The organism is Pedobacter lusitanus, from assembly GCF_040026395.1.
Lineage (GTDB): Bacteria > Bacteroidota > Bacteroidia > Sphingobacteriales > Sphingobacteriaceae > Pedobacter > Pedobacter lusitanus.
This window is the reverse complement of sequence record NZ_CP157278.1, coordinates 1,316,192-1,342,690: the sequence shown is the minus strand read 5'-3', so window position 1 is coordinate 1,342,690 and position 26,499 is coordinate 1,316,192. Positions and strand designations below refer to the sequence as shown.

18 protein-coding genes are annotated in these 26,499 nt (G+C 38.6%); 10 read left to right on the top strand and 8 right to left on the bottom strand.

Going from position 1 to position 26,499, the window contains the following annotated elements:
- Positions 1–192: 192 nt before the first annotated feature.
- The 4 genes from PL_RS05670 (at position 193) to PL_RS05655 (ending at position 5,732) form a co-directional block, all read left to right on the top strand.
- Positions 193–2,655, top strand: a complete 2,463-nt coding sequence (locus PL_RS05670) for a TonB-dependent receptor domain-containing protein (RefSeq protein ID WP_348621187.1) — start codon at positions 193–195, stop codon at positions 2,653–2,655.
- 41 nt (positions 2,656–2,696) lie between these two features.
- Positions 2,697–3,536 (top strand): AraC family transcriptional regulator, encoded by an 840-nt coding sequence (locus PL_RS05665; RefSeq protein WP_348621185.1) that lies wholly within the window; start codon positions 2,697–2,699, stop codon positions 3,534–3,536.
- 161 nt (positions 3,537–3,697) lie between these two features.
- Positions 3,698–4,204, top strand: a complete 507-nt coding sequence (locus PL_RS05660; protein WP_235324470.1) for a DUF2911 domain-containing protein — start codon at positions 3,698–3,700, stop codon at positions 4,202–4,204.
- A 10-nt stretch (positions 4,205–4,214) separates the two neighbouring features.
- Positions 4,215–5,732: a M28 family peptidase gene (locus tag PL_RS05655; protein ID WP_041879969.1), complete on the top strand. Its 1,518-nt coding sequence runs from the start codon at positions 4,215–4,217 to the stop codon at positions 5,730–5,732.
- Positions 5,733–5,826: 94 nt separating this feature from the next.
- Here the strand turns inward: PL_RS05655 and PL_RS05650 are convergent, their stop codons facing one another.
- Positions 5,827–6,156, bottom strand: coding sequence for a TfoX/Sxy family protein (locus PL_RS05650; RefSeq protein ID WP_041879972.1), 330 nt, complete (start codon positions 6,154–6,156; stop codon positions 5,827–5,829).
- Positions 6,157–6,225: 69 nt separating this feature from the next.
- Complete coding sequence (locus PL_RS05645; RefSeq protein WP_041879974.1) at positions 6,226–6,924, bottom strand: DUF1826 domain-containing protein; 699 nt, start codon at positions 6,922–6,924, stop codon at positions 6,226–6,228.
- A gap of 245 nt (positions 6,925–7,169) precedes the next feature.
- Here PL_RS05645 and PL_RS05640 point away from each other — a divergent pair, with 245 nt between their 5' ends.
- The 3 genes from PL_RS05640 to PL_RS05630 all read left to right on the top strand — a co-directional run bounded on the left by PL_RS05640 (position 7,170) and on the right by PL_RS05630 (position 10,309).
- The gene (locus tag PL_RS05640; RefSeq protein WP_041879976.1) at positions 7,170–8,084 is read left to right on the top strand and encodes a DUF4274 domain-containing protein; all 915 of its coding nucleotides are present in this window, start codon (positions 7,170–7,172) and stop codon (positions 8,082–8,084) included.
- Between the two features lie 339 nt (positions 8,085–8,423).
- Positions 8,424–9,056, top strand: a complete 633-nt coding sequence (locus PL_RS05635) for a TetR/AcrR family transcriptional regulator (RefSeq protein ID WP_041879978.1) — start codon at positions 8,424–8,426, stop codon at positions 9,054–9,056.
- Positions 9,057–9,097: 41 nt separating this feature from the next.
- A complete protein-coding gene (locus PL_RS05630; protein WP_041879981.1) occupies positions 9,098–10,309 on the top strand; it encodes an FN3 domain-containing metallophosphoesterase family protein in 1,212 nt (403 codons plus the stop codon).
- Positions 10,310–10,361: 52 nt separating this feature from the next.
- Here PL_RS05630 and PL_RS05625 read toward each other — a convergent pair whose 3' ends face one another.
- The 5 genes from PL_RS05625 to chrA all read right to left on the bottom strand — a co-directional run bounded on the left by PL_RS05625 (position 10,362) and on the right by chrA (position 14,138).
- Positions 10,362–11,270 (bottom strand): DUF4267 domain-containing protein, encoded by a 909-nt coding sequence (locus tag PL_RS05625; RefSeq protein WP_348621182.1) that lies wholly within the window; start codon positions 11,268–11,270, stop codon positions 10,362–10,364.
- A 73-nt stretch (positions 11,271–11,343) separates the two neighbouring features.
- Positions 11,344–11,919 carry a Crp/Fnr family transcriptional regulator gene (locus tag PL_RS05620; RefSeq protein WP_041879984.1) on the bottom strand — a complete coding sequence of 192 codons (576 nt, stop codon included), beginning with the start codon at positions 11,917–11,919 and terminating at the stop codon, positions 11,344–11,346.
- Between the two features lie 51 nt (positions 11,920–11,970).
- Positions 11,971–12,282, bottom strand: a complete 312-nt coding sequence (locus tag PL_RS05615) for a pyridoxal-phosphate dependent enzyme (RefSeq protein WP_041879987.1) — start codon at positions 12,280–12,282, stop codon at positions 11,971–11,973.
- A gap of 26 nt (positions 12,283–12,308) precedes the next feature.
- On the bottom strand, positions 12,309–12,689 hold the full coding sequence (locus tag PL_RS05610) for a RidA family protein (protein ID WP_041879990.1): 381 nt from the start codon (positions 12,687–12,689) through the stop codon (positions 12,309–12,311).
- 126 nt (positions 12,690–12,815) lie between these two features.
- Complete coding sequence (chrA, locus tag PL_RS05605; protein WP_348621179.1) at positions 12,816–14,138, bottom strand: chromate efflux transporter; 1,323 nt, start codon at positions 14,136–14,138, stop codon at positions 12,816–12,818.
- Between the two features lie 369 nt (positions 14,139–14,507).
- Between chrA and PL_RS05600 the strand changes: the two genes are divergently transcribed.
- Positions 14,508–15,221, top strand: coding sequence for a hypothetical protein (locus PL_RS05600; RefSeq protein ID WP_041879992.1), 714 nt, complete (start codon positions 14,508–14,510; stop codon positions 15,219–15,221).
- A gap of 32 nt (positions 15,222–15,253) precedes the next feature.
- Here PL_RS05600 and PL_RS05595 read toward each other — a convergent pair whose 3' ends face one another.
- Positions 15,254–15,667, bottom strand: a complete 414-nt coding sequence (locus PL_RS05595; protein WP_152620272.1) for a hypothetical protein — start codon at positions 15,665–15,667, stop codon at positions 15,254–15,256.
- A gap of 288 nt (positions 15,668–15,955) precedes the next feature.
- On the opposite strand from PL_RS05595, the gene PL_RS05590 reads away from it, so the two are divergent.
- On the top strand, positions 15,956–17,731 hold the full coding sequence (locus tag PL_RS05590) for an aminoglycoside 6-adenylyltransferase (RefSeq protein ID WP_041879995.1): 1,776 nt from the start codon (positions 15,956–15,958) through the stop codon (positions 17,729–17,731).
- A gap of 463 nt (positions 17,732–18,194) precedes the next feature.
- The gene (locus PL_RS05585) at positions 18,195–26,498 is read left to right on the top strand and encodes an AMP-binding protein (RefSeq protein WP_041879997.1); all 8,304 of its coding nucleotides are present in this window, start codon (positions 18,195–18,197) and stop codon (positions 26,496–26,498) included.
- The last annotated feature ends 1 nt before the right edge of the window (position 26,499 follow it).

The following is a 26,499-nucleotide window of genomic DNA, read 5'->3' as shown; positions in this document are numbered from 1 at the left end:
TGGTGTAACTAGTTAGCTCTTATATATAGTTCATACCTCAATGACTATCAGTTACCTTGAGAAATTCCTGTTTCACTGACTGGCATCTGAGAAGCTGATCCTCCTTCTTAACATACAGAATTAGTGAAAGAAAGTACAAGATTGTGAGGGTATCGCCTGTATAAATTTGCTGTATAAAAGATACAGCATCTCATGAATCTGCATAAAATTAAATCAAGTCTAATTGTTCTGTTTGTACTGGGGATTGTTTTTTCTTCATCCGCACAGAGCGATAGAAAAATAAAAGGCTTTGTAAAAGACGCCATCACCCTGGAAAGTATTCCTTTTGCTTCTGTCGTTTTACTGGATAAGATGACCAGTACCATAATCAAAAGTATTCAAACAGATACCACTGGTCTTTTTATCCTGGACCAATTGCCTGATGGCCTGTTTAAATGTAAGGTTAGCTATATAGGCTACCAATCTGTTGTGAAGGATAGTGTGGTGATCTCTTCCGTTGACAGGACCGTCAACTTTGGCAATATCCTGATCAATCCGGGGAAAGGAAACTTATTGTCTGAAGTAACCATTATCGGTCCATCCAATCATACGCAAATAGGCCTGGATAAAAAGAAGTTTTCGGTAGAACAGAGTTTAGTGAGCAAAGGTGGTTCGGCGACAGACCTGCTCCAAAATATACCAACGGTATCGGTTGATGCAACCGGGAATGTGAATTTGCGCGGTTCTTCTAATGTCAATGTTTTAATAGATGGCAAACCATCATTGATCGCTGGTGGCAATGTCACCCAGATCCTTCAGTCTTTACCTGCAAGTGCTATCGAAAGCATTGAAGTGATTACAAACCCCTCGGCAAAATATGATGCCGAAGGAGAATCAGGGATCATTAATATTGTGCTTAAGAAAAACAAAAAGCTGGGGTTGATTGGAGCTGTGGAAGCAACCGCAGGGACTAGAAACAATTACAATGGCAATGCAAGCTTGAGCTTCCAAAATAGTAAAGTAAATGTCTATGGAAATTACAGCTATCGGAACAGCACGACGGTGAGTAATGGCCATCAAAATATATCCTATTTACGACCGGCAGATTCAGTGGCCTTTTCCAATGAAACATTTCCTTCCAAAAGCATTAATAAAGGACATAACATAAAGGCTGGTATCGATTACTATCTGACGGATAAGAATGTGTTTAGTTTTTTCGGAGGCTATAACTCATTGAAAACTGACAGGAGCGAGGTCTTAAATATTGATCTGTTGAATGCTTCTAATTTGCCCATAAAGCTCAGTCGACATGATAACCTCACCAAAGGAACCGGAAGTAACTACGACTTAAATTTAGATTTCACCAAAACATTTCATAAACCCGGTGAAGAATTGGTATTGAGTGCTGGCTATGCACATGGCATCAATGATAATTTTCAAAGTCTGATTTCTAATATCTACGCTGTAAATGGACAAGTAGTTCAAAAAAGTCCGGTAACCCTTGACAATGAAAACAATAATCGCAATCATTATTATAATATAAAGGCAGATTTTACCTTGCCCATTGGCCAGACTGGAAAAATTGAGGCAGGGTACCGCAGTCAGATCCGCCTGGATTATAGGGACCAGCTTTCCTACAATTTCAGCGATACGACCGGCTATGAACCCAATTATCCATTCACCAACACCTACAATAGTAAGAACCAGATCCATGCCCTTTACTTCAATTATTCGAATCAGATTAAAAATTTCAGTTATCAAATTGGCCTGAGGGGGGAGGCCGCCAGCCAGACTGCAACTGTGAATGGATATGACTCCGGGAATGTGAAATATAGCACACCCATAAAAGTAATCAACAACAGGATCTATCCAAGCATCGTCGTGGGAGAAAAATTTAGTGGCGAACAGCAGCTGCAATTCAGTTATTCCCGTAGAGTAACGCGGCCAACGATGCGCAATTTAAATCCTTTGGTTGATATTTCTGATCCAGTGAATTACGATACCGGCAATCCCAACTTGCTGCCAGAGGACATTCATTTATTTGAATTGGGCTATACGAAGCGCTGGAAAGTGGTTACACTAACCTCTGGCCTGTACCATCGCCAAACAAATGATCTGATCAGACATATAGAAACTGATCCCGTAAAAGGGGTGATTACTACCATCTCACAAAATATACCTCATGCATATACTACTGGTCTGGAGTTTATTGGCCGGTTTAACCTAGTGAAAGGATGGGATTTTACGGCCAACGCGAATGTATACCAAAATAAAACGGAAGCAGCCCCGCAGTATGGAATTGACCAAAGCAGTGGGTTGAGCTGGAATACAAATATTACCAATAATATTGCCATTGGTAAGGACCTTTCTTTACAGATCCGCGGAGATTACCATGCTCCGGATAAGATCGCGCCCGACAGCAACCATGCCATTTATGGGATAGATGCAGGTGCAAAACTCAATATTCTGCACAATAATGCGACGTTAACCCTCAATGGCCGGGATATCTTCAATACACGTAAATGGGGTTTTCTAAGAGAGAGTGATGCTGTTTTACTGGATTTTGAACGCAGGACGACAAGTGCCAGGGCAAGTTTGACTTTTACATATCGTTTTGGCGCAAGCACATTCCGGTCTAAAAAAATAGAACATTCCAGTGAACTTAACGAAGGTTAATAGCCGCTTAATTTTCAGTGTGTTTAATTAACTTTATACTTATGGTAAAAGAGAATTTGTATCAGCCTTTTGAAATTGATTTTAAGGAAGTGGAGGAGTTCCCTAAAGCAGTGTACAGGAATAATTTTTTTAAGCTCATATATATTGTGGATGGAACCGGAGTACAGTACATCAACCAATATGATTTTAATTACCGAAAGGGGAACCTTTTTCTAATTACTCCGGAGGATAGTTATTCTTTTATTATACAAGAGAAGACCACCTTCTTTTTTTTGAGCTTCAATGATATTTATATCCGACCGAAAGCCAGTAAGGAAAATGACTGGGTGCAGCGTATGGAGTACATTCTTCAAAATGCGAGTCACCGCCCGGGATGTATTTTGAAGAATAGGGCAGATAAGCCATTGATTGCTTCATTAGTGCAGGCTATTTTTAATGAACATACTTTTTTACAGATCTACCATGTAAAGATCATACAACAGATTGTAAATACCCTGATACTGGTGGTGGCAAGGAATATTGCCCTGAAACTTCCAAAAAACGTCAAAGAGAATACTGGGGAAGCTGTACTCGATATCCTGCATTATATTCAACAGAATATATTTGAACAGGGAAAATTGAGATCGGAAACTATTAGCCAGACCTTTGGTATTTCACTGACCTATCTGGGCCGCTATTTTAAAAAACAAACTGGTGAAACCTTACAGCAATACATCTCAAACTATAAACTGAGGCTGATAGAAACCAGGCTTTTACATAGTGATATGCGGATCAATGAGATTGCCAACGAACTTAACTTTACTGATGAAAGTCATTTGCACCGGATCTTTAAAAAATACAAAGGATTAAGTCCATCCGAATATCGAAAAAAGTACACTTAGGTGATGCTAATGCTTGTTTTTGCGGAAAAAACCTTAGTCTGAACATACAGAATAAGTGTAGGATTGTACAAGTTAAGCCCTGCACTTACTTGTAGTTTTGTTTAGGCTCCAACTAAAGAAGTCGGGAGATTTTTCATTCAAAAACAAAAAGTATGCGCATCATGAAAAGTGTAGTATCATTCCTTGCAGTAGGTATTGTTTCCGTAAGTGCATTTGCACAAAACCCTAAACCACGTGTAAGTCCGCCTGAAACCGTATCGGGGAAAATTAAACAGGCAAAAATTATCATCAGCTATAGCAGTCCGTCTGTGAAGGGCCGTAAAATATGGGGAGAACTGGTGCCCTATAATCAGGTATGGCGGGCAGGAGCGAATGAAGCAACAACCTTTGAAACGGATCGGGATATCAAAGTGCAGGGGAAGCTGTTGCCAGCCGGAAAGTATAGTTTTTTTCTCATTCCTAAAGAAAACATGACCTGGATAGCGGTTTTTAACAAAGAGCCTAAACAATGGGGGGCTTTCAAATGCGATGAAACCAAAGATCAGCTGAGGGTAGAGGTTAGTCCGAAGGTATTAAAGAATGTCCAGGAAAACCTTGTTTATGAGATCAATTCAAAAGGTTTTTCTCTAAACTGGGAAAAAGCATCTGTACCGTTTTCAATCAAATAAAATTCTTCTTATGAAAGCAATTTGTGGCATTATAGTATTTCTTTTAAGTGTTTCTTCGTTATCCGCTCAGAATAAACAGAGAATGGCCAGTGTAATTAATACGGATAATCTGAAAAAAAACCTGTATATCCTCGCGGGAGCAGAAATGGAAGGCCGCGAAACCGGAACCAGAGGACAAGCAAAAGCCGCTGGGTTTATTGCCGATTATTATAAACAAATTGGATTGGCCCCAGGGAACAATGGGAACTACTTCCAAAACTATCCTTTGATTAAAGATAGTGTGGAATATAGTGTGATCAAGGTTAACGGTCAGGAGTTTAAGTATCATGCCGACTTTACTTTTCCGTTAACGCTAAATAAACAGGAAAAGGTTACTGCTTCAGAGGTCATTTGGGGAGGTTATGGCATCACGGATTCCTCATTCAATAATTTGGCGGGTATAGATGCAAAAGGGAAGATCTTATTGGTATTGAGTGGAGAACCAGGTACACACAGGCCATCACGGTGGAGCAATTTTAGTGCGGGCGCCAAATTGCGGGCAGTGGCAGCAGCCAAAGCAGGGGCAAGGGCCGTATTTATAATTGATTCTACCTTTTCTACCGCTCAGAACAAGTTTGCTGGCTCTATCTCTATCAGGCCCGCGGAAGAGAGTGGGACAACAAAGGCGGTTACAAATGTATATATCATCTCTAAAGCCATTGCAAAAGTCATAACTGGAGATCAATACGAGCACCTGATCCAAAAAGCAGATCAGGTGGCCCCGGTCGACTTTCATAAAACGCTTTCGATCTCTGTAGTACAGCTGATGCACCATGAAAGCTTACAATCCAGTAACGTTTTGGCCTATCTGCCTGGAACCGATAAAAAGGAAGAACTGCTCATTGTTTCTGCGCACTATGATCATCTCGGGATCCGCGAAGGGAAAATCTATTTTGGTGCGGATGACAATGCTTCAGGAACGGCATCAGTACTGGAGCTTGCACGGATTTTTACGAAAGCAAAGGCTGAAGGCAAGGGGCCCCGGCGCAGCATTCTTTTTCTGAATGTTTCTGGAGAAGAGGAGGGTTTATGGGGATCGGACTATTATACTTCTCATCCTGTATATCCGCTGAGCAGTACAGTGGCAGACTTAAATACGGATATGATAGGCAGGGTGGATACTTTGCATACACCGCTGGACAGCAATTATATCTATATTATTGGTGATAACAAACTGAGTTCTGCATTGCGACCTATTAATGAAAACAACAATAATACTTTTACAAAACTGAAATTGGATTATAAATACAACGATCCTTCAGATCCTGAAAAGATCTATTACCGTTCGGATCATTATAACTTCGCAAAAAACAACATCCCTATTGTTTTCTTTTTTGATGGAATTAATAAGGATTACCACAAGTTTACAGATACGCCTGATCTAATCAATTATGGGCTAATGACCAAAAGATTGAAGCTTGTTTTTTATGATGCCTGGGATATTGCCAACCGGGAAGAAATGTTGGTAGTAGACCGGCATGAAAAATAAATTTATCTCCCTGGGAGCAGGGAGATAAATCATTTTTAGTTGAAATAATCAATCTTAGCATGTTAACGAACTTCAGCTTTCGCCCTGAAATAAGTTAAACGTTTTTTCTTTTTTTTGGCTTAGGATCAGGGAGCTCATTTACTGTAACTTTTACCAGGCCAGAAATCCAGTTATGATCTTCCAATTCCTCTTGTATTAAAAAGTATGACTTTGCTCCGGGAAAGGGGGATGCTAAGTTTGGTTTTCCAATAAATGCTTTGCCCGCTTCTGTGGGTTTGATCAGTAGCCGGTTGTCACATACCAGTGCAAAAATCCGAATTCCGGCATATAGACCGTACTCACCGAACATTTTTTTATAGGTGACGCCAGCGGGATGATTAATCTGGTCGATGATATAATCTACGTATTTCTGATCCGTTGCCATAGGGTTAAAAATTGGATACGACAAGTTAGGAAATTAATTCAGCTCCCCAATTCAGATTATAATAAGCATTTAACAAATCAGAAGCAACCTATATTCACCGTCATTTTCTATAGGTGCCCGATGAACACACGGTGATACTTTTTGTTCAGGATGATCTACTGCTATTCTCCAAAGATGACCTGATCCTAAACTTATTGGCTGAGCATTGGGTTTAGGCTGATAATGCAGATCAAAATAATATTCCTTCAAAAAGCTTTCAAATTCTGCTTCTGAACCATTATGTAATTTTTTGAGTTTTTCCCGAATTTCAGGAATCAATATTTTTTGTTCAACCTGATTGCTATGTAGGATCTCACTTGCAGCGCCATAATAGGTACATAGAAATGTATCTGTTCCAATGGTTGAACGATCTACATGATAAGAATACACATCTGTTGAAATGAAGTCTAACTCCTCATCCCGTTCGTAATTTTTAAGTAAGTTGAGTGATGGTAATGCTCCGAAATCTGTTAATAAATGCAAGTCACTTAAGATAGTTTCTCTTGCCATATTACCTTTTTCTGATAATTGAAGCGCTAAAAGATCTTCAATGGAAACTTCTGTAATATTCTCTTTTAATTGAAGTTTAGATACAATTTCTTTAAAATCTCCAACTAAATTTCTGGACCAGCAAACTGCATTCACAGATCCTTGAAAATTGGTGTTTACAAGATCCGAAAAACTGGAAACCGTTTCAGTTTGATTGTTGTCAGAGAATTTATTTTTCATGTTTTAAAATAAATAATTTAGTCGCTTAATTCTTTGCAAGAATAAGGAATAGGTTAGAAGATAATGCTAAATTAACTTAATATCTTCTTTGGTTCGATCAGAATGTTATTGCTTAAGCAGGGTCTTTGTATGCTATTAATCGTTTTGAACAATTAAGTCCGGAAGATTTCTTCAACAAACTATTGAATATTGGTGGCTTGCGTATATTTGAGAGTTAGTAGCAAGAATGAACAAATATCGCGAATATGACAATAACCTTTACCAGAAGAAATAAGAATAAAGTTTCTGATGCAATTGATGGAAAAGTGTCTTATAAAAAACTTACGGCAGAAGAATGGCACCAGTTTGTACAGAATTATAATTATGATGATGGAAATGCACCATTTGAATGGCTAATTCGGCAAAAAATATGCGATAAAGGAACTGCATTGTGCTTGTATTGGCATTTGCAGCCTGATTTCTATTGCCATGAAAAAAACAAAACTGACATCATTGATCAAGACTATCTGCTTATTCAGGAAATCGAGAAAAATTTTTCAGACAATTTTTACGAAAGCGAACAATTTTCATTTGACCCTATCGAAAGTGATTTTTTCGACTCAAGTACAAATACGGCTTGTATTCCAAAAATTATGCTGGAAAAAACAAATGGCATCCTATTTAATAGAATAGAATTAGAGGTTGCTTTTTTGCGAAATCCAAATGAAAAAGAGCTGAAAACTATTGATAAAAAGGTTAAGAATGCCGTTTTAATCATTCAAGAAATAATGCCTGATTTTGTTTATGATAACACAGAAGTGGCAATTGATGCAATAGTCAAGAGTGTGGAATACTGGAAAGGAAAAGATTTAGGAAAGATGACAATTAAAAATCTATCATATTTATGGCTGGACTGTTTGCATAAAAAATATGAATGGGATTGGATAATGTGGGATTGGGAAACCGGTGCTAGTTTTGGTGTAACCAATAAAACCAAAGAACTTACGTGTTTGGCCGATACAATAATTAATCATACAATTGATGACTTTCAGCCAACATCTATAATATCGGATTTATTTAAAGAATTAAATGGAATTTCAAACATTATGGAGATGAAACGAGATCCGTACAGTGGAATTGGACTATTATTTTCATCTGATCATCTGGCCTTCTACGAATAATGCCACTTGCCAATATTGTATTTGCGAATAGTGCAGGGGCAATTTAAAAATTATATCTAATGAATGTAGTATTTAAGAGGTGCCACTTTAATAATGGCTTTATTCTAGAAACTAAAGTAATAAATAGTGCTGGATTGCAAGAACTTCGGTTAACGTATTAGAAATCTGAAAAATAAATAGTTTCAAATAATAAAGGGGATTATAATATCCCCCTTTATTATTTGAACAAAATTTTCATATTGAAGAAGAATATCTATCTGTATTGAATAGAACGGGCTCAAAATAAACTGTAGATAATAAATGAAAAAATCGGAAATTGCGCTGTAAATATGTTGTAACATGACCAGAAAGATAACGAATGGCCCTCTCAGAAATAAGGAAAGGACAAAAGATAAACTGATGAATGCAGTTGGGGCGATTTTAAAGAAAGAAGGTTTCAGGGGCTTAAATGTAAGTAAGGTGGCGACAAAGGCAAATCTGGACCGGAAACTTATTTACGATTACTTTGGCAGTATGGAAGGTTTGGTAAAAGAATATCTGAACAGCCGTGACTTTTATTCAATAGACATTAACCAGACAAAGGAGATAGTTGAACAAGGTAGAAGTGATATGGGAAAAGAAACGTTATGTAATTTGCTGGAGAGCCAGCTTGATTCTCTTGTTGCCAATGAAGAGTTACGCAGGATCATAAGCTGGGGGGTATGTGAAAGTTCAAAGGCCTTAGAAGAATTAAACGAAAAGCGTGAGTTTTTGGGCGAACAGTTTTTCTCTGAAATTACTGACGGGTATTTTAAGAATAAAGACCAAAATATAAGACCAGTTGTGGGGTTGCTGATTGGAGGTATTTATTATATGACTTTAATTGCCAATACTAATAACGGCCTTGTATGCGGACTTGATATTCGAAAAAAGGAAGCACAGGAAGAAATAAAGAAGACCATTAAACAGATTATTGAGTGGGCCTATGCTTAAATAATATAAATCCTATTAAAACCTAAACCAACCAAAATTGTATGAAAGAGAATTTATTAAAGGAGAACAGAAGATCCTTTTTAAAAGGAGGACTTGTTCTTGGCGGGCTGGCTTTGTTAAAGCCTGAAAGGGTGATTTCTGGTCCCGTTAGTGATCATTTTGAAGATTTTAAAATTGTCACAGGACCTTATTTACAGACAAATTTTGGCAATAGTATCTCCATTTTATGGATTACCAATAAAGACAGTTCCAGTTGGGTAGAATATGGTGAGTCGCCGGATCAGCTGAATAAAAAGGCGTATGGCAAAAGTGATTTAGGGCTTAAACCTGCAGGCCGCCTGAACTGTGTTAAACTGGAACAGTTGAAACCGGGTGCGACCTATCATTATAAGATCGTGTCCAGAGAAATTAAAGATTTTCAACCTTATAAACTGACCTATGGTGATACTATTTCTGCCACTACTGAAAGTTTCTTAAATTCTGATGTCGCAAAAGACGTGGTTTCTTTCTTGATGTTAAATGATATTCATGACAGACCAAAATCTATAGCTCATCTTTTGGATCTGGATAAGGGGAATAAACGTGATTTTATTTTCTTCAACGGAGATGTTTTTGATTATCAGACCGATGAAAAACAAATTATAGATCATATGCTGCAGCCTTGTGTAGACTATTTTGCCAAAAGTACGCCTTTTATATATGTTCGTGGTAACCATGAAACCCGTGGTAAATTTGCGCGCGATTTTGCAAACTATTTTGATCATGTAGGTTATACTGCATTTACGCTCGGTCCTGTCCGGTTTGTAATTCTGGATACCGGTGAGGATAAGTTAGATTCACATCCGGTGTATGCCGGGATTGTAGATTTTGATCAATATAGAGAAGAGCAGGCTGTATGGCTAGAAAATGAAATTAATCATAAGGAATTTAAAAAAGCAGCCTTCCGGGTAGTGTTAATGCATATACCTCCCCGTTATTCGGGCGATGAGCATGGGGCTGTTCATTGTACAGAATTATTTGAGCCGATCATGAACCGGGGGAAGGTTGATTTGGTATTAAGTGGACATACTCATCAGTATAAGGTTCATCAGCCGGATAAAAAGTTAAATAACTATCCGATTATTATTGGAGGGGGCCCAAGGGATGGTTCCAGGACGCTGACAAAAATCAACGTAACGAATAAGCAAATACAAGTGAGTATGGTTGATGATTCCGGTAAGGAAGTGGGCAGTTATCTGGTAGCAAAGCGTTAAATTATTAAAGGTGTCGCGAATGTGACACCTTTAATATCCAATAAGTTTCTGTTTAGATTCTTTCACAGTATTTTTGTATCAATTCATTTAATCGCCCGCTTTTAATCGCCGCTTTAGCAACATAATTAAATATAGGCTCCGCTATTTTTTGAAATCCGACCATCCTGGAATTGTTCAGGTAAATAAACAATGCCAGGTCTGATATCTTTTTAGGAGTACCGGCTGCACTGGCCAGGCCATCTTTTGCAAGTCCTTTTAATATAAAAAGAGAGTTTTCAAAGTTTCTATTACCGGGGTTAAGAGTTGCATTTATGATACATTCCTCGTTAGAAATATTGTGATAATAATGTTTTTCCTTTGGCTTTATAGTAGCTATATCTCCTTGTTTTAATTGATAGACTTCTTTACCTTTTCCTACTTCCAATGTGCCTTTCAGAATTTCAAAGGTTTCAGAAAATAACGAGTGGTAATGCCATGGTGTTTTTTCGCCCGGAAGAATATTCATTTCTAATTTACTTTTTTTATTTGTGGCTGCTGAATGCGTTAGCTTAATGTAGCCTCGTGTTCTTATAGTGTGTTTTTTCGTTTGTGTAGATGCCAATAGAATTATCCCGGATATCAGGCAAATAATAATCGCAAGGATATGAGGCACTGCTTGCACAAAGCCGTTGTAATTTTTACTGAGAACAATAAGCATGTCGGAAATGGGAACCATTGTCCCGGCTAATAAAGTTACACCTAAAGCGCGTTTTTCATTCATCAGAACAAAAAGGCAAATCAGCAGTCCGGAAAATATGTCCCTGATGCCTTTTATATAGTGAAACGAATAATTGCCCTGTTCATTAAAATGAATGCCGAATCCGGCTTCGGCTACTTCAGGTGATAAAAAAAAGCGAGCGCCGATGAAAATTAGCCCAAGGCCAGTTAAGAATGCAATACTATAAGAAACTTTTGTGGTCATGATAATTTGTTTTAAAATGATGAAACAAAATTATTGTGACAACTGCTGCTATTAATGCACCTGGGTTAATAAATCAAAATTGAGTTGAATTTCTTTTACGTATGCGGCTTAAAGATTGGGGTTTGACGCCTACATAAGAAGCGATGTAGTATTGTGGAATACGCTGGGCAATATCAAAATAGGCTTGCGTAAATTTCTCATAGCGTAAGCCAGGTTTGTCAGCGTAGAGCGAACCCATTTGCCGTATAATGTCGATGAAAACTTGCTCTATTCCTAAACGTCCGAATCTTTCTCCATACTTAATCTCCTGATAAAAGGTTTGCAAATCATCATAGCTGATTGTCCAGATCGTAGTATCCTCTAATGCTTGTATATATACTGTTGCAGGCACTTTTGGTAGGAAACTCTGATAGTCGCAAACCCATTCACCTTCCTTATTAAAATAATGTGTTTGCTCCTCGCCGTTATTGAACAGGTAATATCTGACTAAGCCTTTCTCAATGAATATTAAACGTCGGCAAACATGCCCGGCTTCCAGCAAATGTTCATCCTTATGAATCACCTTTTTATGAAACAACTCTCTGATGATATTTTCATCTGCTGCAGATAACGGAATATAGGTTCGTATGTTTTCTATAAGTAGTTCCATTTAAATCAAGTTCATAAAAAGACGATTTAATTTATCAGTTTATTCCATGCATCACCATTTTTGAGAAAATCCTCTATTAAATTTGACTCCCGGGATCTGCAGTGATATCAAGCTATTTACCTGGGCATGGTTGCCCGAAGAGTGGGTAACTATTGATTTTACTCCATCATCGGCAGCTGCCTGAAGTACAGAGTTAAGCCCGCCTCTGGCCTTAAAAGCACCTGTTTTCTGGAAGTTTTCACACTTAAAATAAAGCTCTGTAACGGTTAAGCTGTTGAGATAACTATTGGTCAGTACAGGTGTATGGTGAATAAAAGGACTTATCCTGTTATGGGCATCTCTGATGTCTTGTAATGCAATCATAAATATTTATGCGGGGATAAGTTGAATTAACTGGTAAGTTCTGCTACAGCCTCTATTTCGATCAGATAACCATGATGTAATTCCGGTACCGGGATTACTGCTCTGGCAGGTTTGTGATCGCCCATGATAGAAGCATAAAGCTGATTAAACTCAGACCAGTGCTCCCCGCCAACGATATATACATTGACCTTGACAATTCCGGTTAGTTCAGCACCGGCTTCCTTTACAATTTCAAGTACGTTTCGCATAGCCAGTCTGGCCTGTGTTTCAAATGATTCAGTAAAATTATGACTGCCATCCGGGCTTACGGGCAACTGACCAGAAACGAACAACAGATTATTAGTTACAACTCCCGGAGAGTAATGGCCGGCCGGAGTAGGAAGACCGCTTGGCGTAATAAACTTCATAATAGGATTCTTTTAAAATAAATGTATCATTTCATCCTGACTTAATTCATTTTATCTCCAAAAAATAAGTTGAGCTCTGCAAGCCGGAATAGAATCAGGTGTGGCGCCTGCGCGTATGAAGTCTTATCAGATGAAATAATATTGGAACAATCCATATAACATGCTGATCAGAATTAAATAAACAATATTTAACCTGAGTTTGAAAATTAAGAACAGAGATACTGCAATCCAAAGTAAAGCCATTAAATCTATTTTGTTTAGCATCAGACCCTGAGGAAACAGGACATCTTTTCCAAGATAAAAGGTAAGATTCAGAATCACTCCTACAACCGCAGTAGTAACAAAACCGAGTACATCACTGATTACATTACTTCCCCGTGTACGTTCTAATATTGGTCCGCCAATAAAGATGAAAAGAAATGAGGGCAGGAATGTATAAAATGTGGTGGCCAGAAGTCCGGCAGTACCCATCAGTAAAGATCCGCCAAAATGGTTGAAACCGGCCATAAAACCAACATAACAAACTACAATAATAAGCGGGCCGGGAGTTGTCTCTGCCAGTGCGAATCCATCTACCATCTGAGATTTACTTAACCAGTTAAATTTTGAAACACTGAACTGAGCTACATAAGGCAAGACGGTATAAGATCCGCCAATAGTAAACAGAGCGGTTTGAGTAAAAAACAAAATCAGACCTTTCCAGAATGTAAAATCCTTGCTCAGGAGATAGAACAGGACCAGGGGGAAAATCCAGAAAACGAGAAATAGGATGGTTTGTTTCAATAATAATCTGGTATTGAAATTCTTTCCACCTTCAGTTTTGCTGTTGATGTAATAATCATCTTCATTCAGATTTTTGTGTGATTGCCCGGCGCTTTTTCTATATACTATTGACGGCCAGAAATATCTAAGTATTAAAGCTGATATAATGGTACCCAGGATAATATAAGGCATGGAAATATTGAAGAAAAAAATGCTGCTGAAAGCAAGCACTGCAAATAGGTAATGAGCAATAGTATGGAGTGCTTTTTTGCCAACGCTCCAGACAGCATGAAAAATAATTGCTACAACGGCCGGTTTTAAACCGCCGAAAATGGCGTTCATCCATTGCTGATTACCATAGGAAACATATATACAGCTTAGCGCTAAAAGAATAAACATGGAAGGAAGGATGAAAAATACTCCTGCAATTATACCGCCCTTTTTACCATGAAGCTGCCACCCGATATATATAGCGAGCTGCTGTGCTTCCGGTCCCGGTAAAAGCATACATAAACTAAGTGCGTGAAAGAATCTGCTACTGCTGATCCACTTCTTTTTATCAACCAGAAAGTCGTGCATAATATGAATATGCCCCAATGTCCCTCCAAAACTAATCCAGCCTAATTTAAACCAGAATCTTATCGCTTCATTAAATGATGGTACGGGAACAAGCTTGTTTTTTTTCATATTTAAATAGCGTGTTTCAAACGTACTGAAGTAAAGTTTATAGTTTTTATCATGGATAGAGATTCCTGTCCGGGTAGTGTTCTTAAACAGAATATATCTGAGGAAACAGGCCGGTTAGACGTTCGTTTTTAACTGATGATTTTGCTTTGAAATTTAATGTATTGTGGCTTTTAGTAAGCTACTCAAAGATACAAAATATGGCCCCGGGAACAAAGATTTTGCCTCATTATACTTTGATTTTTTGTAACGTTATTGATTGTGTTTTTATGCAAAATTACATTTGAAGGTTGCCTATCTTTATAAGGCTCTGAACAGAGGGAACAGGGGAGCTTTGCAGTTATTGAAATATACAAAGTCTTTAATGCTGATATGAACAGGACAAATGCAAAAGAAATAGAAGAGCATCCGTATTTAACGCTGCAAGGCGTAAGTATTCAGCTGGGACTTGCTGAAGATGAGGTTCAGAAAGACGGATATAAAGAGGGAGGAATCTGGTTTAGCGATACAAAGTCCATTGTTTGCGGTACTTTTCCTCCAAAAGGCGAATATGCTGGCCGCATTGGTTACATACATTTTCCAGGTTCAAGAAATCAATTCTGGAAACATTTTGATAAGGTGTTCGGTACGGAGTTATTCTTTGCTTTCAAAGACAGTTCGCAGGATGATAAAAGAGCTGAAAATGCTGTAAAGAAAATTCAATTTTGCAAAACAAAAGGCATAGGCTTTATAGACGTTTTTACAAAAATCTCACGTAGAAAACAGGATGCAAAGGATATTAATCTTGAAATTGAAGAGACAATATTTGAAGGAGACGTATTTGATGAAATTCTGAAAAGCAGTGTCAGTCAGATCATATTTGTATATAGTTTGTCGCGGGATGCTTTTCTGGAAAAAATCCCTCAAGAATATAAGTCCTCATTGACAATGGTAAGAGCATATAATTCTGAAGATGTTCCGTTAGAAATCAGGAAGATAATCGTCAATGAAAGAGAACTTTTGTTGACTTACTGCCCGATTCATGGCCCTATAAAATGGCAGAAAAAACAGCTGGCAATGAAGACTGCTTTTGAACTTTTTAGGTAGGATATGCTTAAAAACGACTCATCCTTTTAAGTTCAGACCGCGGCGTTATTGATGGTCTCAAGTTTATATAGAAGGTCCGCTGAAACGGATTCACTGCTACCCGCATCAGATAATTTATGGTCTAAGTGATCTTGAAGTACTTCGCTTAGTATGGTAATGTTGCCGGATAAATTCTGGTAGATTACTGTCAGGTGTAAAGGGGAAATATCGGGAGGTGACATCAGCTTACTGTTACTGATATGTAAGATAGCCAGGACCTCTTTTAAAGCTGAGTCAAAACTTCCAAAGTTTGATGATGTATTTAAGATTTCAGTGGATAATGACATCCCGCCCTGTCTTAACTCCATTAACATATCCAGATATGGGATGCGGGATCTCAACGCTAATGAGGTTTGGATGTTGTTAAGTAATCTGTTTGCGTAATCTGTGCCTGTGGCTATAGTCATTTTTTTTTAGCTCCTTTGGTTTCTTTTTTTTAATTCGTGAAATGGAATTTATCTGCTAAACTGCGCATGAATAAATCAAAAGACAAAAATACATAATTGTAAAAAAGAAATTTTGAATTGTATGAGCGTTACAAGTACACGTTTTATTTTGCAATTACTCTGGTTGGTTCTACAGGAGATAATAATAATCGAAATTGAAATAAATATTTCCTTATAAACATTAAAATATTTTATAACTTATCAAAGAAATACAATTTGTAAAGATTTAGCTTTTGATAATTATAAAATATGACACCTAATTTTGAAATTTTCATAGAAAATAATAAAGACATACAAGCCGTTATTTCTTTCGGATCTTCCGGCAATATCAGAAGTGATAAATATTCAGATGTAGACCTTGTCTTATTTACGTCTTCTCCTTCAAAGTATATTAATGAAAATGATAGTCAATGGACAGCAGATCTGGGGAATGTATTATCAAGGGTAGTTTTTCGGGATCTTGTTAACTATGTAGAGGTTAATAAATTAGTGATGGAGACGGGACCGGCTTTGGATCTGCTGATTATAGACATTGCAGTATTTACAAAAATGGTGGAGTACCGGCAGACTGGCGATACGCTTAATTTACCGGCACAATTATTAAAGCTCACTGATACCTATACCTATCGCATCCACTATCAATTAAAAAGAGGATATAAAATGGTTTTTGATGCCTCTGATGTTCAACGGACTATTGATTTGATGTTTAAATATGAAGGGGGGAATGAAGATAGAAACCTGATCTTAAATGAAAACACATTTGAATCTCAATATAACCGGTTCTGGCAAACCTGCTATAAAGTGAATACCTGGCTAATCTGCGATGAAACTCAGTATGCGATGATCACTTTGGATAACATCCTTAAAAGGAACCTCATTCTTGTTCTTCAATGGCAGACATTACTGGAGAAGAATGATAAAAGCTATGACGTGTTTTACGATGGTGCTAAACTGAAAGAATGGTGTGATCCTGCCATAGTTAAAGATTTGTTCAATATTTTCTCCTATAATAGTAAGCAGGAGATAAGAAAGGCTGTTTTACACACCATGCGGCTTTATATTAATTTTTCGCACCGGGTTGCAGCCAGTAAAGGATATACAATTAATCAACCCCTGGAGAAAGAAGTACTTCATGCTTTCAGCCAGGAGCAGTTTCTAGGAACAAATACAACTTTAAATAAAGTCGTTGGGCACCTGAACAGTATAGCCGGAGACCGGAATGATATTCATGCCATCCTGTTTACTACCCATGAGCTCTGCTACAAGGATAGCCTGACTTTGGAAATTGATTGTTTTTTAATTACATCAGAGCCGGATCAATACGCGGAAAAAGATATATGGTATAAATATTTTGACCATATTTTTTGTCTGTCCCGTTCCGGGGATGGTTTCGGAGCCATCATACATCTTCTCTTTAAAGACGGCTTTTGTCTAAATGTAACGCTGATTGATAGTCTGGATGTTGAAAAATGTAACACTTATTTTCATCGTGCTTTTTATCAGGCATTACATAAGGGATATAAATTGATTTATGCTAAACAAGGGGTTTCAGAAAGAATTCAAAGCATACTTCATGATTATACAGGTCAATCCGGGATTGTAGATGAAAAGAATTTTTATGCTAACTATAACCGATTCTGGCAAACAACTAATAAAATGGCTGCAAAAATGGTTCGTAAGGATTTTTACTATACCATTTTGGAGATGGATAATCTGATGAAAAGTCAGGTAGTCAGAATGCTGGAATGGTATACGGCAATTCATGATCATTCAGCCGATATTTATCCAAATGCAAAAAAGATGCATCTATGGTGTGATCCCGTGCTCTATCAGGAATTATCCCATTCTTTTCCTCATTCCGGTATGAATGAAATGCTTCAGTCTATTATTCTGACAATGAATCTTTACAGGAAAATTTCTTCTGATGTGGCTGCAGCCAGCGATTTCTCATTAAATGATAAATTAGAACAAAAGATCTACGACACAGTCATGGAAATTTCCTGCGCTTTCTCCGGGGTTTCCTGATCTGCTATTAAAAATATTAACAATTGTTTATTATTCTTCTTAAAGGGGTAAAAATACAATGTTACCGGCCGAAATAGTTATTATTCTAATATTAACCTGCAAATCAGTATAATGTCCATTTTGAGTCCGTGATCTGTTATTAGTGTTTTATTTATAAAGAAATGTATTGTTATTTATGATTACTATTTAATTTTATGAAGTAATTTCTGTATATATTTTGTGAATTTATATATTGTTTTGTAGATTGTAAATATATAAATTAGATAATGTTTGTGTTTTAGTGGATAGTGGCTGGGGTTAACGTTTTAGCAGTTTTAAATAATAAGAGGCTAAGTGGAAAGGATTTATTTTAACCAGAGTTCAGAGGGGGAAATTTTTTTACCAAATAATTAGTAACCATTTTCAATCCGCGTAAAGAGTTATGGAAGTATCATTTCTGTTGCCAAATTGCTCACTTTTACCAATGCAAGAGGCAATTTTATTTGATTGTGAACTTTTGGGATCAAATGCAGCCTACACTATTGAGGTTCCTGTGGTTTTGGAGGAAAATAACCCTGATTTAAACCGTCTTTATCAGGCTTTTAAAAAAGCATTACTCCGTCATGATACTTTTAGAGTAATTATCAGGAATCCCAATGAAAACGATAAACGTCTTCATCAGGTTTTTAATCCTTTGTTAAGTATTTCATCAGGCATTGATTATATCACAGATACGCGGGAACCGATTGATCCTTATGGTAAAAATGAAATTACATTTCAGATTAAACAGGAAAACCCCGGTGTAACTACTTTTCTATTGCGTTTTCATCATGTTTTAGCCGACAGAAAGAGTATTGAATTATTAATTGGAGATATGTTCTCTTATTATACAAATAGCCCTTTACTTCCGGCAGGCACTTATCATAACGCAGTAGCAGAAATATTAAATAATTTTGATGGTCTGCAAGGGGATCTTAAATCTGTTCAGCAGAATTCAGTTTCAGGATTATCTGCATCTCAATCGGTGGATAGCTCCAGACATCTGGCTATCAGTGTGAAGCGGGAAGTGGCAGTCCTTGATTCATCCTGCTGGAACCAGCTGGAAAAGAAAGGACGTGACGCCGGACTCTCACCACAGGTCATAGTGTTAACGGCGTATTATATAATGAAACTCCGTGTCGAGGGGAAAAAAAGAACAACTATTGGAATCCCTTTTTCCCTGCATGATATCTTAGATGAGCCCAGAACTGCAGGGTGCTTTTTTAATATGGTACCGTTTCATACAGATTATCCTTCAAACCTTGGATTTCTTGATTTTGCAAAGCTTATACAGCATCAGCTGATGGAGCTGCTGCCCCAGCGATTTTTACCTTTACTCGATGTATCCAGGACATCCGGTCAGGCAGATGAAAGTATTTTTGATGCAGTTTTTGCGTGGCACGATCCTTTTATATTAAAGAACGGACAGATTTCAATATCACTCGGTATGCCTGATGCTTACCCTTCCAGATTATGTCATTCTTTGCTGGCTCAACCAGAGAATGGAGCATTGATGCTGGCGTTGGATTACGATCCTGCTCAGCTTTTGAAGGAAACAGCGGAAGGAATGCTCAGTTCAGTATTACATATTTTACAGGTGGTTAGTTCATCCCCTCAGGTTCCTGTTTCTTCTATCCCTTTGGGAACTCAGTATTTGCAGGAAGAAGAAAATACGGCATCAGGAGATATATTAAAGCTGATCAAAGAACGCGCAATCCTTTTTCCCGGGAGCATAGCAATAATTGAACCTGATGGAGGAAGTTATTCGTACAGTATACTTGAAGATACGGCAGAAAAAATTGCTGAATGGGCTTCTGATGCATCTTCTGAGTTGCCGGATATGATTGGTTTATGTATTCCAAGATCGTTTATAATGATTGCTGCGCTGATTGGCTTAATGAGAAGCCGGAAAACTGTGGCTCTGCTTGATCCTGAAAATTACAACAGTACAATTTCCAACATTAAAGCAGGAAATATTAATTGTGTAATTACTGATGGTACCATTGAACTAAAAGATGTGATTACAGTAACTACAAACCAGATTCTAAACGGAGTTTATGCTAAACTAAATGATACTGATATAGTTGAAGGTTCAATACTGTTTTTTTCTTCTGGAACTACTGGTCGTCCTAAGCCGGTTCTACTATCGAAATCAAATATCTGCTTACACACACATTGGGCAATCAGTAAATTTAAACTTACTTCTGCTGACAGGGTGCTGCAGTTTTGTTCTTTGGCATTTGATGCGATGCTGGAAGAGGTTTTACCTACGTTTTCAGTAGGTGCAACTCTGATCTTAAGGGACAATTATATTAGTGCTTCTGCTGCCGGATTTGTTGAATTTTGCCATCAGCATAAAATTACAGTTATAGATTTACCGACGGGATTTTTCAATCTTACTGCTATTGAATTAGACGCCGGTCAGCTGGTATTACCTGATTGTTTGAGATTAGTAGTCATAGGAGGGGAAGGCTATACCAACGCTGCGGTAAAAATCTGGTTATCTCTATTAGAACAGGCTCATCCGGCAGCACAGCTTTTAACGACTTACGGACCATCAGAGGCCAGCATTATTGTGGCTTCTGTATTCCTGAATTCCGGTATGCTTCAAACTCACCCTCTTGTTGGTCATGCAAGAGCCGGAGTAAGATTTTATGTGCTGGATAAAAGTCTTCAGCCTCTTCCCCCGGGGATAACAGGAGATCTGTACATTGGAGGTGGTATGCTTGCGAAAGGATATCTTGGCCGGCCTAAAGAAACTGCTGAAAGTTTTCTTCCTGATCCCTTTGTGAATGAAAAGGGTGCCAGGATGTATTTTACAGGTGACAGGGTCATCAAACAAAAGGACGGAAGTTTGTTGTTCAACGGTCGTGGTGACAGACAAATAAAACGCAGAGGGGTACGTATTGAACTTGATGGGATAGAGCATGTTTTTTCTCATGCTTTTGGCGGATGCCCCTGTGCTGTTATAGCGTATGGAGCATCGCTGGAACATATTGCTGTATTTATCCAGGATGGAGGCTCAGAGAATACGGAACATTTGATGGCAAACGCTTTGGCCGTATTGCCTTATGCTGCTCATCCTTCTCTTGTTCGCTTTCAAGAGCTTCCTCTTACTTCGAGAGGGAAGATGGACTATGAATCATTGAGGCAATCTCTGACGACTTCTTCTGTGGAAGAAAAATCTGATAATACTGGCATTGAGGATAAAATAATAAATCTGTTTAAAGATGTTTTAGGCTATAAAGAGTTTTGTGAAAGTGATGATTTTTTCAATGCAGGAGGCCATTCGCTTGCTGTTCTGCAATTGATATCATTAGCAAATCTCAGACTAAATGTGAAGATTAGTGTGCGGGATATTTACCTGGCCCGAACGATAGGGGCAATTGCAAAATTGATTAAACTTGCTCCATCTTCTGTGGCTGATCAGGTTAATCAGCAGGATGATCCCTGGTCACTTACGGAATTGGAATTAGCCATTCATATAGATGAACAACTGACACAAGGGCCATCTCCGTATTGGATAACGGAAAAGTGGAATTTACAAGACGGTCTGGATATGATCCGTCTGAGAGAAGCCCTTGGAGTTGTTTTGTCGGCACATCCGATTTTGCGTTCAACACTGATTACGAAAAATGGTCACTCAAGGTGGGCAGATAAATCTATTCCGGAAGCTTTAAATCATATCCTGGAAAAGGAAAAAGAAAATTATTTAAAATTAAGCTTATTATCTTCTGAAAGTGGCTTTTCAACACTTTTACTGAATGTTCATCATAGTCTGCTGGATGGTCAGGGGATCGATGTCTTTATGCAGGCATTGGCAAATGCATATACAAACAGAACAGCTATACCTGCCATTTCACAAATGATTCCACCTGCTTTACCTTTATCGGGAGAGGATGAGCTGCTGGCATGGAAGAATTACCTTTCAGGGGCTGGTTCTGATTTTAATCTGCCACCCGATATTGCGGGTGACAGACTGGCTACAGGAGCGATGGTTGCGTCCTTTAAACCAGTGATAAATATAAATGAACTTTTGCCTTTACAAGAAGACAAAAGACCTGGGAATTATACTTTTTTTGCTGCTTTAACGATGGCATGGCTCCATCGGATGACGAACTCTGCAGATATCCTGTTGAATATTGCTGTCGGTTTAAACGACGGAATTAAGGGATTGAGATTATCTACCTGTGTAGCACCCCTGCGATCCGGAATTAATAAGCGGATGACATTTAATGATTTATATAGCAATATTGGCGATAATTTAGACTGGATCCTTGATCATTTGCCCATAGGGCCAATGCAGCTGGCTACCACTTTAAGGGCAGGGGGGATAGTTCAGCAGGCGTTACCCTTGTTATTTGATTTTGAGGATAAACGTGAAAAGAAGGTTTTGGTGTTTGATGAAATCAGAGCTGTCAATGAACCTCAGCAACCAGCAACAGTGAGAGCTGATATTGAAATTTCAATTCGCATTGAAGAGGATGGAATGCTTTGCTGTTCAATGCGGGGACGTGCAAGTATGTATAGCTTTTCTTTACTGGAGTGCTGGGTTAATTCTCTTGGTACTTTTCTTAGAGCTGTGACAAAGGGAGGAGATCAACTGATAAAAAATATTCCATTAATACCATATGGAAGTGTTATGGCTGCTATGCTGGAGGGGGAAGTCATACAAACAGACGCTTCGCCGGATTTTTTAGCAAAGCATCTGCGAAAATTATTAAGGGAAAAGCTGCTGCTGCCTGTTATTCAGGGTAAGGATTGTAAATTAACTGGTCAGGACGTGCTCAATAAAGCGCATGATCTGATAAATATCTTAAAAGAGGCAAACATCAAGGCAGGTGACTGCGTCATTGTTCTGCTTCCCAGGTATGTAAACTATCTTCCGGTTTTACTGGCGTTATGGGAAACAGGAGCAATTCCTGTGCTGATTAATCCTGAGCAACCAAATGAACGGCAGAAAGTGATGTTTAAAGCTGTTTCTGCGGTAGCGGTTATTGAAAAAGACGACCTGGGTGTTATTCAGGTCAGATCTATCAGAGAAACTAATACTCAGCGCAGAGTAGATAGTATTGCTACTGCCTATATCTTTTTCACCTCTGGCTCAAGTGGAGTTCCAAAACCAGTCATTTGTCCATGGCGTGGTCTGCAAAGACTGCTGGATTGGTCTGTGAAAACATTTCCGTTTGCAGCGGAGGATGCTTTTTTACATACCGCATCTCCGGGATTTGACATTTCAATATGGGAAATGCTATTTCCGATATGGGGAGGCGCCAGACTTTTGGTAGAAGATAACAATGGGGTTCAGGATATGCCATCTCTGATCAGGTTTATAGAATCAGAACGTGCAACACATGTTCATTTTATTCCAAGTATTCTGGAAAGTTTCCTGGATGCGTTAAATCCTTCAGAAGGCCGGTCTGTAAAGTTGGTATTTTGCGGAGGTGAAGCTACTTCAAAACCCCTTTTAAAACGACTTCTTGATGAAAGGGAGGTGCCGATGCAACACTGCTACGGCCCAACGGAAACATCAATATTTATATTAAGCTGGCATGGTGACCGATCGTCTCCATTGCCTTATGGGCTTCCTCTTGGAAATCCGGTGGATGGGGCCGGCGTTGTTATATTGGATGAAATGATGGAACCGGTAGTTCGTGGTATTACCGGAGAGATAGGATTATATGGAGATGCACTGACATCTGGATATCTCGGAATGCCACGTGCAACTGCGGCTGCTTTCCGGCCATGGCCGGGAAAGGGTGGAAGGATATATCTTACCGGAGACCGGGGCAGGATGTATGCGGATGGTTCAATAGAATATATTGGAAGAGGTGACCGTCAGGTGAAAATATCCGGAGTACGTATTGAACTGGGAGAAATAGAACATGTTTTATCTCTGGTAAAGGGAGTCGTACTGGCTTTAGTCATGCTTAGAAAGCTAAATGAAAATCATTCAGGTTTGACGGCTTACATTAAATATGATCACAGTACTGACGCTGCTCTGTTAAGGGAAGAATTGGAAAATGCAGCGAAAATGGGACTTCCTGCTGCTGTCATTCCCAAATTTTATGTATTGCTAAAGGAGTTTCCGTTAAATATTAATGGGAAAATAGATCTTCAGCAGTTGCCTGAACCAGTGCTGGACAAAGCCGATACAATAGCAGGAGATCATTTGATAACTGATGAAGAATCCTGTTTAAAAGAACTCTGGTGTTTGGCTCTTGGGCATAGCGATATAAGTATAGAAGGTAATTTTTTCAGACTTGGGGGAGACTCCATGACAGCAATCCAGATTACATCAAAGGCAAGGAAAAAAGGACTCATCATTAGCCTTGCGGATTTTTTCCGGTTCCCTACGATAAAAAATATGGCTGCTGAAATCAGGAATCGTAAGAATTTATCTGCTGTCCCCGTACTGATCTCTGATAACACTCTTGTGATTTCCGGCAATGCTTCACAAAGATTTCTGCAAGTCTGTAAATCTCCTGAAACTGACGGTATCCAGTGTAAAATACTCTCTTTCAGAGATAGAATTGACAGAGAAAAAATGCTTGTGATCTGGAATATGATACTTGTACGTCATGATTCTCTGTCTTTGATTCTGAAAAAGGATGATGATCAATGGCAACTGCTCACCGGCAAACCAGTTTTGATCAAAAGTATTCCTGTCGCTGAAAATCTTATTTCAGCACGGAGCATTGCATCAAAACAGATTCGTACAGGTGAGGGAATAATGTCGGGTATTGCTTTTGTGGAAAGGAATGCAAATGAACTTGTTCTTGCTATTCATCATCTTGCTGTAGATTTTCAGTCCTGGACAATTATTATGAGTGAACTTCAGCAAGCTTATGCTGCTGATATGGGGATGATCCGGTTAGCAGCACCGGTTCCTTTTAGCATATGGTGTCTTCAAAACAAGCTTTTAGCAGTTAATCTGGAACTGTCATCTGAGCCAAGACGAATAGTTAAACAGCAATTACCTCCAAAGGTAATTGATATGATAAAACATGCAGGAACAGAGCGGACAACACTATTGACAGCCGTTACCGCACAAGCTATTGCAGACTGTTTTGCTATAGCAAAGGTAGTTATAGCACTGGAAAATGATGGGAGGAATGTCAGTGATGGAATTGATTTCTCTTATACGGTTGGCTGGCTGACAGGGTTTAAAAATTTAAGTATCAGTCCGGGAGAAATGACCTTTGATGGGTGGTTATCTGCAAGCTCAGCAGCACTTAAAACTCCGGAAGTTATCTCAGACGCAGATTATGTAATCAATATCATAATGGAACCAGAAGATACTGATAAGAGTGTTTTAATTCAGGAATTTTCAGAAACAGAAACACAACCTTCACATCTTGTTGCCATAGAATTTGTAATCAGGACTGATGCAATTGAAGTAACTGCAGACTGTGATCATAGTCTTGGAGAGAATATGGCGTCTTTTCTGGTCTCCAGAATGTTAAATATATGGGAGCATTCGGTCGGTCACTTTAAGAGATGGGCCCCTATGACTACTTTTCAGGAGTCTATTCTTAGTTTTTGCCTGAAACAACCGGATAGTGGATTCTATCATACTCAGATACTCTTTTCGCTGGAAGGTGAAATTAATGTGCCTTTATTGAGAAAAGCCTGGGAACATGCGGCAATTGTACATGATATCTTCTCTTGTCAGGTCGATCTTGAAAAGGGAGATACGCCTTTATTCCTTATATCACCTGGAAAATCATTGTTCTGGCGGGAATATACAGCTAAAGAACAAACTGTTGAATCTTTAGGTGAGCATATAATGGAGGAAGATATAAATCAACCATTTGAGCTGTTGAATGGCGATAATTCCCGCTTATATCTGGTTAATGGAAGTGATGGTACGAGACTTATATGGTCACATCATCATTTATTCTTTGATGGCTGGAGCCTGAATCTTGTCATAGAGACGGTGGGGAGATCTTATCTCGCGTTATCCGATAACGGTATTTTGCCGCTACCTGCACCTTCAGTCAGTTCTTATCTGGAATGGTGGAGTCAACGGGATAATGATAAACTGCTCTCCCGCTGGTATGAAAGACTGAAAGAAAATAACTCTCCAAAGAATTTTAATCTGCCTAAAATTACCGAACAGAAAAAATACTGCAGTTTAAGTTTGTCATTGACAGTTAGTGAAACCGCTGAGCTGGAAAATTTGTCAACTCAGCAACAGGTGACTCTTTTTGAAATTATACTTTGTGCCTGGTCATTGGTGATCGCCTATCAAACCAGACAACATCAGGTGTTTTTTGGAGTGGTGCTTACTGTTCGTCCTCCTGAAATCCATGATATAGTTTTTACAGCAGGTTGCTGTATGAATACTATGCCTTTTCTTGTAACTGTTCAGGATAATATTTCAGCCTTGTTAACTGAGGTACGCGAAAGATTTGGCGAAATACTGGAGGATCAGACCTTGTCAACTGGAAGACTTTTAACAGCGTTGAGAAATGATGGATGGGCAGGAGAAATGGATAGTCTTGTCGTATTCGAAAACTATCCTGGTGACCGTAGTGGCACTGATCTGGGTAATGAAAACCGTTTAAAAGTATTGGGCTCCAGAGAAAGGAATGATATACCATTTACTTTGGTTGCGCTTTCTGGTAATGCCTGTGAATTTGAATTGTTATATCCCGATGTACCGGCTCACCATACGATGGCTAAAAGACTAATGTCTCAGCTTGGGAGAGTACTTAAAACATTTATTAATCAAACTAAATCATAAC